Annotated in this window: 10 protein-coding genes and 1 pseudogene; 4 read left to right on the top strand and 7 right to left on the bottom strand. The window is 61.4% G+C overall.

Annotated elements, in window-relative coordinates; all coding sequences use genetic code 11:
* The 4 genes and pseudogenes from B0W55_RS19180 to leuA form a co-directional block, all read left to right on the top strand.
* Positions 1-187, top strand: a pseudogene (locus B0W55_RS19180) (DNA polymerase III subunit chi); the annotation flags it as partial.
* A gap of 71 nt (positions 188-258) precedes the next feature.
* Positions 259-1,638 carry an exodeoxyribonuclease VII large subunit gene (xseA, locus tag B0W55_RS19175; protein WP_077047492.1) on the top strand — a complete coding sequence of 460 codons (1,380 nt, stop codon included), beginning with the start codon at positions 259-261 and terminating at the stop codon, positions 1,636-1,638.
* Positions 1,639-1,641: 3 nt separating this feature from the next.
* Entirely contained in the window at positions 1,642-2,463 is an 822-nt protein-coding gene (locus B0W55_RS19170; RefSeq protein WP_077047491.1) for a peptidoglycan DD-metalloendopeptidase family protein, read from the top strand.
* Positions 2,464-2,945: 482 nt separating this feature from the next.
* Positions 2,946-4,625 (top strand): 2-isopropylmalate synthase, encoded by a 1,680-nt coding sequence (gene leuA / locus B0W55_RS19160; protein WP_077047490.1) that lies wholly within the window; start codon positions 2,946-2,948, stop codon positions 4,623-4,625.
* A gap of 165 nt (positions 4,626-4,790) precedes the next feature.
* Here the strand turns inward: leuA and B0W55_RS19155 are convergent, their stop codons facing one another.
* The 7 genes from B0W55_RS19155 to ispG form a co-directional block, all read right to left on the bottom strand.
* Positions 4,791-5,582: an amidohydrolase gene (locus B0W55_RS19155; RefSeq protein WP_077047489.1), complete on the bottom strand. Its 792-nt coding sequence runs from the start codon at positions 5,580-5,582 to the stop codon at positions 4,791-4,793.
* Positions 5,570-6,718: a pyridoxal phosphate-dependent aminotransferase gene (locus B0W55_RS19150; protein ID WP_077047488.1), complete on the bottom strand. Its 1,149-nt coding sequence runs from the start codon at positions 6,716-6,718 to the stop codon at positions 5,570-5,572. Before B0W55_RS19150 ends, B0W55_RS19155 begins: the two co-directional genes overlap by 13 nt.
* Positions 6,719-6,945: 227 nt before the next feature.
* The gene (der, locus tag B0W55_RS19145) at positions 6,946-8,415 is read right to left on the bottom strand and encodes a ribosome biogenesis GTPase Der (RefSeq protein WP_077047487.1); all 1,470 of its coding nucleotides are present in this window, start codon (positions 8,413-8,415) and stop codon (positions 6,946-6,948) included.
* A gap of 230 nt (positions 8,416-8,645) precedes the next feature.
* A complete protein-coding gene (bamB, locus tag B0W55_RS19135) occupies positions 8,646-9,797 on the bottom strand; it encodes an outer membrane protein assembly factor BamB (protein ID WP_077047485.1) in 1,152 nt (383 codons plus the stop codon).
* On the bottom strand, positions 9,790-10,431 hold the full coding sequence (locus B0W55_RS19130) for a tetratricopeptide repeat protein (RefSeq protein WP_077047484.1): 642 nt from the start codon (positions 10,429-10,431) through the stop codon (positions 9,790-9,792). Before B0W55_RS19130 ends, bamB begins: the two co-directional genes overlap by 8 nt.
* A gap of 41 nt (positions 10,432-10,472) precedes the next feature.
* Entirely contained in the window at positions 10,473-11,762 is a 1,290-nt protein-coding gene (hisS, locus tag B0W55_RS19125) for a histidine--tRNA ligase (protein ID WP_077047483.1), read from the bottom strand.
* A 23-nt stretch (positions 11,763-11,785) separates the two neighbouring features.
* Entirely contained in the window at positions 11,786-12,895 is a 1,110-nt protein-coding gene (ispG, locus tag B0W55_RS19120) for a flavodoxin-dependent (E)-4-hydroxy-3-methylbut-2-enyl-diphosphate synthase (RefSeq protein WP_003185136.1), read from the bottom strand.
* Positions 12,896-12,898: the final 3 nt, after the last annotated feature.

Below are 12,898 nucleotides of genomic sequence, written 5' to 3'. Positions count from 1 at the left end.
CGCCGAACCTGCGCCCAGCGCCAGCCAGAACGCCGACGCGCTGCTGTACCTCGACAGCGAACTGCGCGCCGCCGCGCAATTGATCATGCAAGACGTGATCGACGACTTCGCGCCGCACATCGAAACCGAAATCAAACGACGCCTGAGTGCGCGGCTGGAGCGGTTGTTGAGTCAGTACAACGACTGACGGGGCGCTGTCACAGGGCAATCGTGCTGTGCCATGGAGATTGATCACCGAATGCCTTTAAACTGCGCCCCATGATTAAAGATCCCTTTGCAAGACTCGGCCTGGACCGCGAGGTCCTCACCGTCAGCCAGCTCAACGGCCGCGCGCGGGTGTTGCTCGAAGATGTGTTCAGCAACATCTGGGTCGAAGGCGAAATCTCCAACCTCGCCCGCCCAGCCTCCGGCCATGTGTATTTCACCCTCAAGGACAGCGGCGCCCAGGTGCGTTGCGCGTTGTTCCGGCAGAACGCCGCCCGGGTGCGCCAAGCGCTCAAGGATGGCCTGGCGGTCAAGGTGCGCGGCAAGGTCTCGTTGTTCGAGGGGCGCGGCGATTATCAGCTGATCCTCGACACCGTCGAGCCCGCCGGCGATGGCGCGCTGCGCCTGGCCTTCGATGCCTTGAAGGAAAAGCTCAGCGCCGAAGGCCTGTTCAGTGCCGAACGCAAGGTACCGCTGCCGGCGCATCCGCAACGCATCGGCATCATCAGCTCCCCCACCGGTGCGGTGATTCGCGACATCATCAGTGTCTTCCGCCGCCGTGCACCGCAGGTGCAACTGACGTTGATTCCCACCGCCGTCCAGGGCCGCGAGGCCACGGCGCAGATTGTTCGCGCGCTGAAACTGGCGGATGCCCGGGGCTTCGATGCCTTGATCCTGGCTCGGGGCGGCGGCTCGCTGGAAGACCTCTGGTGCTTCAACGAAGAAGCCGTTGCCCGCGCGGTGGATGCCTGCGTGACGCCGATCGTCAGCGCCGTCGGCCATGAAACCGATGTGTCGATCAGTGATTTCGTGGCCGACGTGCGCGCCCCCACACCCTCCGCCGCCGCCGAGCTATTGGCCCCGGACTCCAGTGATCTGGTGCGCCGGGTCGAAAGCCTGCACCGTCGGCTGGTGATGCGCATGCGTGATCGACTGATGCGTGATCGACTGCGACTGGAAGGCATTTCCCGTCGCCTGCGTCACCCCGGCGAACGCCTGCGCCAGCAAGCCCAGCGCCTGGATGACCTGGACATGCGCATGCGGCGCGCCTTTGAACGCAGCCTCAACACCCGGCGCGAACGGCTGATCCGCCTGGAAACACGTCTGGCAGGGCAGCATCCGGGCCGGCAACTGGCGATGTTGCGCCAGCGCCTGGACAGCCTGGCCGAACGCCTGCCCCGGGCCATGCGCGAAGGCCTGAAAAACCGTCGCCTGCAACTGCACAGCCAGATGCAGACGCTGCATGTGGTCAGCCCGCTGGCCACCCTCGGCCGCGGCTACAGCATCTTGCTGGACGAGCGTGGCCACGCGATCCGCAGCGCCGCTCAAACCCACACCGGTCAACGCCTGAAGGCCAAACTGGGTGAAGGCGAATTGCAAGTGCGGGTCGAGGACAATCACCTGACGCCCGTCACCCTTTCTCTACTGGATTGATCCATGTCGCGTTTTCTCGCTCCGCTTCTGTTGTTGTGCCTGACCTTCAACGCCCATGCCGACAGCTACATCACCCGCCTGTTGAACAAACCGGTGCCGGGCGGTGTGGCGGTGGTGGATCTGGGCGTTGCGGCCCAGGCACCGAAGGCCAGCTATCAGGGCAAACCGGTGCTGGTGGTCAAGGAACAAAACAACTGGCTGGCCATCGTCGGTGTACCGCTGACGGTAAAACCGGGCACACAGTCCATCAGCAGCGGCGGTCGAAACCTGAATTTCACCGTCGGCAACAAGAAATACCCCGAGCAACGCATCACCCTGAAAAACACCCAGCAGGTCAATCCCGACCAGGACAACCTCAAGCGCATCGAGCGTGAGCTGGCCGAGCAGATTGCCGCCTACCGCACCTTCAGTCCGAACACCCCCAGCAACCTGCTATTGGACAAACCGGTCAACGGCCCGCTGTCGAGCAAGTTCGGCGTGCGCCGGTTCTTCAACGGTGAAGAACGCAATCCGCATTCGGGCCTGGATTTCGCCGTGCCTGCCGGCACCCCGATCAAGACCCCGGCGGCGGGCAAAGTGATCCTGATCGGCAATTACTTTTTCAACGGCAACACGGTGTTCGTCGACCATGGCCAGGGTTTTATAAGCATGTTTTGCCATATGTCGAAGATTGACGTGAAGGTTGGCCAGCAACTGGCTCGCGGTGGTGTGGTGGGTAAAGTGGGGGCGACGGGGCGGGCGACCGGGCCGCATATGCACTGGAATGTCAGCCTGAATGATGCGCGGGTGGATCCGGCGATTTTCATTGGGGCGTTTCAGCCCTGAATTTGTAGCGGGTCGACAGGCCCCTTCGCGAGCAAGCCCGCTCCCACAGTTTCCGCGGTGGCCCCGCGTCCATTGTGGGAGCGGGCTTGCTCGCGAAGACGGCCTCAAAACCACCGAATTCCCCAGAAAAGACTCACTGCTGAATCCCCCGCAGCCCAAACCCCTCAATTGCGCATCCCCGAAACCCTGCGCAAACTTCGCCACACAATTCTGCGTGAGGCACAATAAAATCGCGCAAAATTCCGCATTTCGAGTATTCCTCTCAAATTTTTCCCACCGCTTGCCATCCTCCCCCCTCGCGGTTAGGGTTGAAGGCATGAAAACCTCTCACACCCTCATTCAGCTCCGCCAGCATCGCAGCCTGTGCCTTGTCAGTGCACGACTGCCGGGCTGAATCGCGGCGCCTCGTCCTACGCTGTACCCAGAACGTTTGATCCACCGGCAGGCCGCCTTTTTTCGGCCCATACAACAAGGAATTCCCCATGAGCATGCTCAAAGACCCGTCTTCGAAATACCGCGCGTTCCCGACCATCGACATTCCGGACCGCACCTGGCCGTCGAAAACCATCACCGAAGCGCCGATCTGGTGCAGCTCTGACCTGCGCGACGGCAACCAGTCGCTGATCGAGCCGATGGACGCCTTGAAGAAGCTGCGTTTCTGGAAAACCCTGGTGCAGGTCGGCGTCAAAGAAATCGAGGCCTCGTTCCCGGCCGCGTCGCAAACCGACTTCGACTTCGTGCGTACCCTGATCGAAGGCAACCACATCCCGGACGACACCACCATCCAGGTGCTGACCCAGGGCCGTGAAGACCTGATCGCGCGCACCTTCGAATCCCTGCGCGGGGCGAAGAAGGCCATCGTTCACCTGTACAACGCCACCTCCCCTTCCTTCCGCCGCATTGTCTTCAATCAGGACAAGGACGGGATCAAGGAAATCGCCGTGAGCGCGGCCAAGCTGTTTGTCAAATATGCCGCCCAGCAGCCTGAAACCCAGTGGACGTTCGAGTACTCGCCGGAAACCTTCAGCGCCACCGAACTGGAGTTCGCCAAGGAAGTCTGCGACGCGGTGATCGAGGTCTGGAACCCGACGCCCGAGCACAAGATGATCCTCAACCTGCCGGCCACCGTTGAATGCGCGACCCCGAACATCTATGCCGACCAGATCGAATGGTTCGGCCGTCACATCAACCGTCGTGACAGCGTGATCATCAGCCTGCACACCCACAACGACCGTGGCACTGGCGTGGCTGCCACTGAACTGGGCCTGATGGCCGGCGCCGACCGTGTCGAAGGCTGCCTGTTCGGCAACGGCGAGCGCACCGGTAACGTCGATCTGGTGACCGTGGCTTTGAACATGTACACCCAGGGTCTTGACCCGCAACTGGACTTCTCCGATATCGATGGCGTGCGCAAGGTTGTCGAAGAGTGCAACCAGATCCAGGTTCACCCGCGCCACCCTTATGTCGGCGACCTGGTGCACACCGCGTTCTCCGGCTCGCACCAGGATGCGATCCGCAAGGGCTTTGCCCAGCAGAAATCCGATGCGTTGTGGGAAGTGCCGTACCTGCCGATCGACCCGGCCGACATCGGCCGCAGCTACGAGGCGGTGATCCGCGTTAACAGCCAGTCGGGCAAGGGTGGTATCGCCTACCTGCTCGAGCAGGAATACGGCATCAGCCTGCCGCGCCGCATGCAGATCGAGTTCAGCCAGGTCGTGCAGCGTGAAACCGATCGCCTGGGCCTGGAAATGACTGCCCAGCAAATCCACGCCCTGCTGCACAGCGAGTACCTGCAGGCCAACGCGCCATACGCGCTGGTCAGCCATCGTCTGCAGGAAGAAAACGGCCACAGCGCCGTGGAAGTGGAAGTCGCCAGCCAAGGCCAGGGCGAAACCAACCTGCACTGGCGCGGCAAGGGCAATGGCGCCCTGGAAGCCCTGGTGGCGGGCCTGCCGGTACCGGTGGAAATCATGGACTACAACGAACACGCCATCGGCGCGGGCACCAATGCCAAGGCGGCGGCCTACATTGAACTGCGTGTGAACGGTGAACGTGCGGTGCACGGCGTCGGCATCGACGAAAACATCACCACCGCCAGCTTCAAGGCCCTGTTCAGTGCGCTGAACCGCTCGTTGAGCCAGCCGGAAGCGAAAGCGGCTTAAGCGTTCGCTGCCATGCAAAAGGCCCCTGGGTGCGAACCCTGGGGCCTTTTTGTTGGCTTGGTTTTTTCTGCTGTCTGATCCGGCCTCTTCGCGAGCAAGCCCGCTCCCACAGTGAGTGTGGGAACGGGCTTGCTCGCGAAGAGGCCCTGTCAGGCAGGGAACATGTCAGGTGAACTCAAAAGTGTCGGCATCCAGATTCGCCGGAAACCGTGTGCGATACGCCTGCAGGTCAGCCGCACTCAGAACCACCTGAAACACCCCGTCCGCCTCCCCGGCACTGAGCAATGTCTCACCCTGGAAGTCCAGCACCTGACTGTCGCCGGTGTAGGCGAAGCCCTTGCCGTCTGTTCCGACGCGGTTGACCGCTGCCACGTAGCACAGGTTCTCGATCGCCCGGGCCGGCAGCAAACGGTTCCAGTGCTGGCGCCGTGCACCCGGCCAGTTGGCGGTGTACAACAGCAGGTCGGTGTCCTGGGCGTCACGGCTCCAGACCGGGAAGCGCAGGTCGTAGCAGATCAGCGGGCGCACCCGCCAACCTTTGAGCTCGAACTGCACCTGACGCTCGCCGGGGGTGTAATGATTGTGCTCGCCGGCCATGCGAAACAGATGACGCTTGTCGTAGTGCAGCACTTCGCCGTCCGGCCGCGCCCACAACAGGCGATTGCGGTGGCTGCCATCAGCGGCCTGAACGATGACACTACCGGTGATCACCGCACCCAGCTTCGCCGCCTGAGCTCTCAGCCATTTGCTGGTGGGGCCGTTTTCCGCCTCGGCCAGCGCTTCGGACTCCATGGAAAAACCGGTGGTGAACATCTCCGGGAGGATGATCAGGTCAGCCCCGGCCGCCTGTTCCAGCAACGGCTCGAAATGCGCCAGGTTGGCCTGGCGGTCATGCCAGGCCAGGGTGGTCTGGACCAGTGCTACGGTCAGGTTGGGCAACGCACTCAAATCACGCATAGTTTTTCCGCCGCTTCACGCAGGGTTTCCTCGCGCTTGGCAAAACACAGGCGCACCAGGCGCTGACCTTCGGGCGGGGTCTGGTAGAACACCGAGATCGGAATGCTCGCCACGCCGTGTTCGCGGGTCATCCACAGGGCCATCTCGACATCGTTGAGGTCCGGACGGATCTGTGAGTAATCGACCAGTTGGAAATAGGTACCGGCGACCCGGGTGAAGCTGAATCGCGACGGCGCCAGCAGGTCGCAGAACAGGTCGCGCTTGGCCTGATAGAACGCCGGCAACTCTTCCACGTGCTCCGGGTGTTCGGCCATGAAGTCGGCCAGCGCGAATTGCAGCGGCGTCACCCCGCAGAAACTCACGTACTGGTGGACCTTGCGCATTTCGGCGGTGAGGGCCGGTGGCGCGACTACGTAACCGGTTTTCCAGCCGGTGACGTGGTAGGTCTTGCCGAACGAGCTGATCACAAAGGCGCGCTGATACAGCTCTTCGTGATTGAGCACGCTGACGTGGGGAACGCCGTCGAACACCAGATGTTCGTAGACTTCGTCACTGACCAGATAGATATCTCGGTCGCGAATCAGGTCCGCCAACTGATCCAGTTCGGCACGGCTGATCAACGCGCCACTGGGGTTGTGCGGCGTGTTCAGCACGATCATCCGAGTACGCGGTGTGATGGCCTCGGCCAGTTTCTGGAAGTCGATGGAGAAATCATTCAGGCCAAGCTGTACGTGTACGCAGCGGCCGCCCGCCAACTCCACCGACGGCTCGTAACTGTCGTAGCACGGGTCGAACACGATCACTTCGTCGCCGCTGTGGATAACCGCCTGGATCGCGCAGAAGATCGCCTGGGTAGCGCCGGGGGTGATGGTCACCTCGTTGTCGGCATCGACCTTTACGCCATAGCTGCGCGCGATCTTCGCCGCCACCTGCTGACGCAGCGCCGGCAGGCCGGTCATCGGCGAGTACTGGTTATGCCCATTGGCAACATGTCGGCCGACCGCGTCGCACAGGGCCTGCGGAGCATCGAAATCAGGGAAACCCTGGGACAGGTTGATCGCCCCGGTCTGCGCCGCGAGCTGAGACATTTGAGTAAAGATAGTGATGCCGACATTCGGCAGCTTACTGGTGATCATCGGTGATTCCCTGCTCTACACCCGGCTCTAACGGCGGCGCGGGAGAGCCCGAGGATAGCCCATCCGGCGCCCATAAAAAAAGGGCGCCAACTGGCGCCCTTTCTATATCCCAGATCCCGTAGGAGAGAGGCTTGCCCGCGAATGCCGCACTGCGGTGTATCAGGTACTCCGCGTTATCGTTCCTCGCGGGCACGCCTTGCTCCTACCGGTGCCGAGAATGCCGTGAATCAGCGCTTGTCGCGGCGCTTTTTGTCGGCCTTCTTATGGTGCGACATCAAGCGACGCTTCTTGTTGACCTGGCGGTCGGTGAGCGAGTTCTTGTTGCCTTCGTACGGGTTTTCGCCGCCCTTGAACTCGATGCGGATCGGCGTACCGACCAGCTTCAGGACACGACGGTAAGTGTTTTCCAGATAACGGACGTACGACTTCGGCACCTTCTCGATCTGGTTACCGTGAATCACGATGATCGGCGGGTTCGCGCCACCCAAGTGGGCATAACGCAGCTTGATCCGGCGGTTGTTGACCATCGGCGGCGCGTGCTCACCGACCGCATCTTCCAGGATCTGGGTCAGGCGGTTGGTCGGCCAGCGGGTGACCGCGGACTTGAACGAGTTCTGCACCGAGGCGTAGAGGTTGCCCACGCCCGTGCCGTGCAGCGCCGAGATGAAGTGGATGTCAGCGAAGTCGACGAAGAACAACCGACGTTGCAGCTCGACCTTCACGAAGTCGCGCTCGCTCGGGGTCATGCCGTCCCACTTGTTGATCGCGATCACCAACGCACGACCGGCTTCGAGGGCAAAGCCCAGCAGGTTGAGGTCGTGGTCCACCACGCCTTCGCGGGCGTCCATGACGAAGATCACCACGTTGGCGTCTTTGATCGCCTGCAGGGTTTTGACCACGGAGAATTTTTCGACTTCTTCGTGGATCTTGCCGCGCTTGCGCACACCGGCGGTGTCGATCAGGGTGTACTTCTCGTCGTTACGCTCGAACGGGATGTAGATACTGTCGCGGGTGGTGCCGGGCTGGTCATAGACGATCACCCGGTCTTCGCCGAGCATGCGGTTGACCAGGGTCGACTTGCCGACGTTCGGACGGCCGATGATGGCGATCTTGATCCCGTCTTTTTCGCTCGGGCCAGGAATGCGCTTGGCTTCTTCGCCTTCGGCAACGTCCTCTTCTTCGCCTTCTTCCGGCTCTTCTTCGTCTTTCGGGAATTCGCTCAGGGCGATTTCCAGCATCTGGGTGATGCCACGACCATGGGCACCGGCGATCGGGATCGCGTGGCCCATGCCCAATGGGGCGAATTCAGCGCGGGCCATGTCAGGGTCGATGTTGTCGACCTTGTTGGCGACCACGTAGGAACGCTTGTTACGTTTGCGCAAATGCTCGGCGATCATCTGGTCGGCGGCGGTGAAACCGGCCTTGGCATCCACCAGGAACAGCACGACATCGGCTTCTTCAATGGCCAGCAGCGACTGCTCGGCCATTTTTTCGTCCATACCATGTTCGTCACCGGAGATACCGCCGGTGTCGACCAGAATGTAGGAACGCCCTTGCCACTTGGCCTCACCGTATTGGCGATCACGGGTCAGACCGGACAAGTCGCCGACAATGGCATCACGAGTCCTGGTCAGGCGGTTGAACAAGGTGGACTTGCCGACGTTCGGTCGGCCCACCAGGGCGATTACGGGAACCATGCGGCTCTCCACTTCGTTATTTCAGAAAATACAAAAGCCGCTGCGAGGCAGCGGCTGGTGCTCGGGGCAATCACGTTGTCATTTGCAGGAGCGAGCTTGCTCGCGAAAAACGCCAAGACACCGCGTTTATTCAGGGCGCCAACGTCATCGTTAACGTCCATCGCGAGCAAGCTCGCTCCTACAGTCCTACAAACGGTGAAGCCGCTTGGGTTAAAACCCAAGCATAGTCGTTACTTAATGGACAGGGCTTCCAGTTTGCCGCTGTTGCCATAGACATAAATCGTGTCACCCACCACCAGCGGACGGGCACGCAGGCCATCGCTGTCGATGCGTTCGCGGCCGACGAAACGACCGTCCACCTGACTCAGCAGGTGCAGGTAACCTTCCAGGTCACCGACTGCAACGTAGCTGGAGAACACTTCCGGCGCCGACAGCTGACGGCGAGCCAGCGAATCGTTGGTCCACAGTGCGGTGGTGGAGCGCTCGTCGACACCTTCAACGGAACCCGAAGACAGGCTCACGTAAACGCTGCCGAAACCCTGGGCCACACCGGCGTAGCTGGAAGCATCACGCTGCCACAGCTGACGACCGCTTTGCAGGTCCAGTGCCGCTACGCGACCCTGGTAGCTCGCGACGTAGATGGTCTCGCCGGACAACAGCAAGCCGCCATCGATGTCGACCACACGCTCGAGCTCCGAACGACCCTGCGGGATCGCTACACGCTGCTCCCACACCGGTACGCCGTTGCTGATGTCGAGCGCGACCACTTTACCGGTCGAAAAGCCAGCCACCGCAAGACGGTTGGTGACGATCGGTGCACTGGTGCCGCGCAAGGTCAGCACGGCAGGCGTGCTGTCGTACAACCAGCGCTGGTTACCGGTAGCGGCATCCAGACCGATCAGACGATCGTCCTGGGTCTGAACCACCACCACGTCACCGTTGTTGGCCGGTGGCGCAAGGACTTCGCTGGACACGCGAGCGCGCCATTTCTCTTCGCCGTTGATGGCGTCCAGGGCAACGATTTCACCCTTGAGCGTACCGATCGTCAGCAGACCGTAACCGACGCCAACGGCACCGGAAACAGGCAGTTCGAGATCTTTCTTCCACTTGACGTCGCCGTTGCTGCGATCCAGCGCCATCACCACACCGGTCACGTCGGCGGCATAGATGGTGTCGCCATCGATGGCCGGAACCAGCATGTTGTAGGTTTCGCCCTGACCGTCACCGACAGAACGACTCCACTGTTTGTGCAGAACCACTTCTTCCTTGAAATCGGTCAACTCGGCCGGTGGCAGTTCTTTCTTGCTGTTGCTGCTGCAACCCGCGGCCAGAATGGCCAGAGCCAGCAATGCTGCATGTTTCCAACGGATCACGTCACGCATCCCCTTTGGCCAGGTCGTCCAGCTTGATTTGTAGGCCACCGACCGCCGCTTCATCCGACAGTGCCGCCTTGGCTTTTTGATACGCCGCGTGCGCTTCATCGGTACGACCCAACTGCACCAGCAGGTCGCCCTTGAGTTCTTCACGAGTGGCCAGGAATGCCTTGTCGGCCTCGCCTTCGAGCAGCTTCAGGGCTTCATCGGCCTTGTTCTGCGCGGCCAGCACCTGCGCCAGGCGCTGACGGGCGATTTCGCCCAGCGCCGGGTTGGCCGGTTTGGCAACGATGGCTTTCAGCTCGCTGGCTGCGTCGTCCAGCTTACCGCTGTCGACGGCGACTTTCGCCACGAACAGGCTGCCGTACTGCGCGTAGGCACTACCGGCGAACTCACTGTTGAGCTTGCCGGCCAGGTCCGAAACGCGGGCCGCATCAGGCTTGCCGTCAGGCGTCAGCGTGGTTTCCAGCAACTGCTGATAGAGCATCGAGGCGCCTTGCGACTGGTTGCTCTGATACTTCTGGAACGCCTGCCAGCCGAATACGATGACCAGCGCCAACAGGCCGCCGGTGACCAGGGGCTTGCCGTTGCGTGACCACCATTCCTTCAAATCCGCCAGCTGTTCGTCTTCGGTACTCGACACCCCAATACTCCTTAATCGCTAAATCGGCTGTTTGGACAGCTTCAACCCTGCACGACGCAGGTGGCCAGGTGAGCGGCAAGCGCATCCCAGGCAATGCTTTGTTGTTCGCCCTGGCCACGCAGGGGTTTGAAACCTACCACTTGCTGGGCCATCTCGTCGTCACCGAGGATCAGTGCATACAGCGCACCGCTCTTGTCGGCTTTCTTGAACTGGCTTTTGAAGCTGCCGGCGCCGGCATTCACTTGCAGGCGCAGGTTCGGTAACTGATCACGCACACGCTCGGCCAGTGCCAGACCGGCCAACTCGGCCTCTTCGCCGAAGGCGCAGAGGTAGACATCGACCTGACGGGCGATCTCCTGCGGGATCTGCTCCAGGGTTTCCAGCAACAGGACCAGGCGCTCGATGCCCATGGCGAAACCTACGCCGGCCGTCGGCTTGCCGCCCATCTGCTCGACCAGGCCATCGTAACGACCACCGGCACACACGGTGCCCTGGGCGCCAAGTTTGTCGGTGACCCATTCGAAAACGGTTTTGCTGTAGTAGTCCAACCCGCGAACCAGCTTGGGGTTGATCACGTAAGGAATGCCGGCGGCATCCAGACGGGCCTTGAGGCCTTCGAAGTGCAGGCGAGACTCTTCGTCGAGGTAGTCGGCCATTTTCGGCGCATCGACCAGGATCGCCTGGGTATCGGCGTTCTTGGTATCGAGCACACGCAGCGGGTTGGTCTTCAGGCGACGCTGGCTGTCTTCGTCGAGCTTGTCCAGGTGCCCGGAGAGAAACTCGACCAGCGCCTCACGATAGCGCCCACGAGACTCGCTGGTGCCCAGGCTGTTGAGTTCGAGCTTGACCGCATCACGGATACCCAGCTCGCCCCACAGGCGCCAGGTCAGCACGATCAGTTCGGCGTCGATGTCCGGACCGTCGAGGTTGAACACTTCGACACCGATCTGGTGGAACTGGCGATAACGGCCTTTCTGCGGGCGTTCATGGCGGAACATCGGGCCGATGTACCACAGTTTCTGCACCTGGCCACCACCGGTAATGCCGTGTTCGAGCACAGCCCGCACGCAGGCGGCGGTGCCTTCAGGGCGCAGGGTCAGGGAATCGCCGTTGCGATCGTCGAAGGTGTACATCTCTTTTTCGACGATGTCGGTCACTTCACCGATGGAGCGCTTGAACAGCTCGGTGAACTCGACGATCGGCATGCGGATCTGCTTGTAACCGTAGTTATCCAGCAGACGCGAAACAGTGCCTTCGAAATGACGCCACAGGGGGGTCTGTTCGGGCAGGATGTCGTTCATGCCACGAATGGCTTGCAGAGACTTGCTCACGTTAAATCCTTAAATTCGTTCGATCAGCCACGCGCGATAACGGCAGCGTCAGCTTCGACCTTTTCGGCCGCTTTCTGGCGGATCAAGCGTTCAAGCTCATCCACCAGATTGTCATTCGTCAGTTTCTGCGATGGCTTGCCATCGATGTAAATCAGGTTGGGCGTGCCGCCGGTCAAGCCGATATGGGCTTCCTTGGCTTCACCCGGCCCGTTGACCACGCACCCGATGACCGCAACATCCAGCGGCACCAGCAGGTCTTCCAGGCGCCCTTCCAGCTCGTTCATGGTTTTGACCACATCAAAGTTCTGCCGCGAGCAGCTCGGGCAGGCGATGAAGTTGATGCCACGGGAACGCAGGTGCAGGGATTTGAGAATGTCGTAACCGACTTTCACTTCCTCGACCGGGTCGGCCGCCAACGAGATGCGGATAGTATCGCCAATCCCTTCGGCGAGCAGCATACCGAGGCCCACGGCGGATTTCACTGTGCCTGAACGCAAACCGCCGGCTTCGGTGATCCCCAGGTGCAGCGGCTGGACGATTTCCTTGGCCAGCAGGCGGTAGGCTTCCACGGCCATGAACACGTCGGAGGCCTTCACGCTGACCTTGAAGTCCTGGAAGTTCAGGCGCTCCAGGTGCTCGACGTGACGCAGCGCGGACTCGACCAGCGCGGCGGGCGTCGGCTCGCCGTATTTTTTCTGCAGGTCTTTTTCCAGGGAACCGGCGTTGACGCCGATGCGAATCGGAATGCCGCGATCACGGGCAGCATCCACCACCGCGCGTACGCGGTCTTCGCGGCCGATGTTGCCCGGGTTGATCCGTAGGCAGTCCACACCCAGTTCCGCAACGCGCAGTGCAATGCGGTAATCGAAATGGATATCGGCAACCAGCGGCACCTTGACCAGTTGCTTGATCTTGCCGAAAGCCTCGGCGGCGTCCATGTCCGGTACGGAAACCCGGACGATGTCGACGCCGGCCGCTTCCAGGCGATTGATCTGCGCCACGGTGGCTGCGACATCATTGGTATCGCTGTTGGTCATGCTCTGCACCGCGATAGGGGCATCGCCACCTACCGGCACATTACCGACCCAGATCTTGCGCGACTCGCGACGTTTGATTGGAGATTCGCCGTGCATGAC

Origin of the sequence: Pseudomonas sp. KK4, assembly GCF_001984065.1 — a bacterium.
Classification (GTDB): domain Bacteria; phylum Pseudomonadota; class Gammaproteobacteria; order Pseudomonadales; family Pseudomonadaceae; genus Aquipseudomonas.
This window is presented reverse-complemented; position numbering and strand designations above follow the sequence as displayed.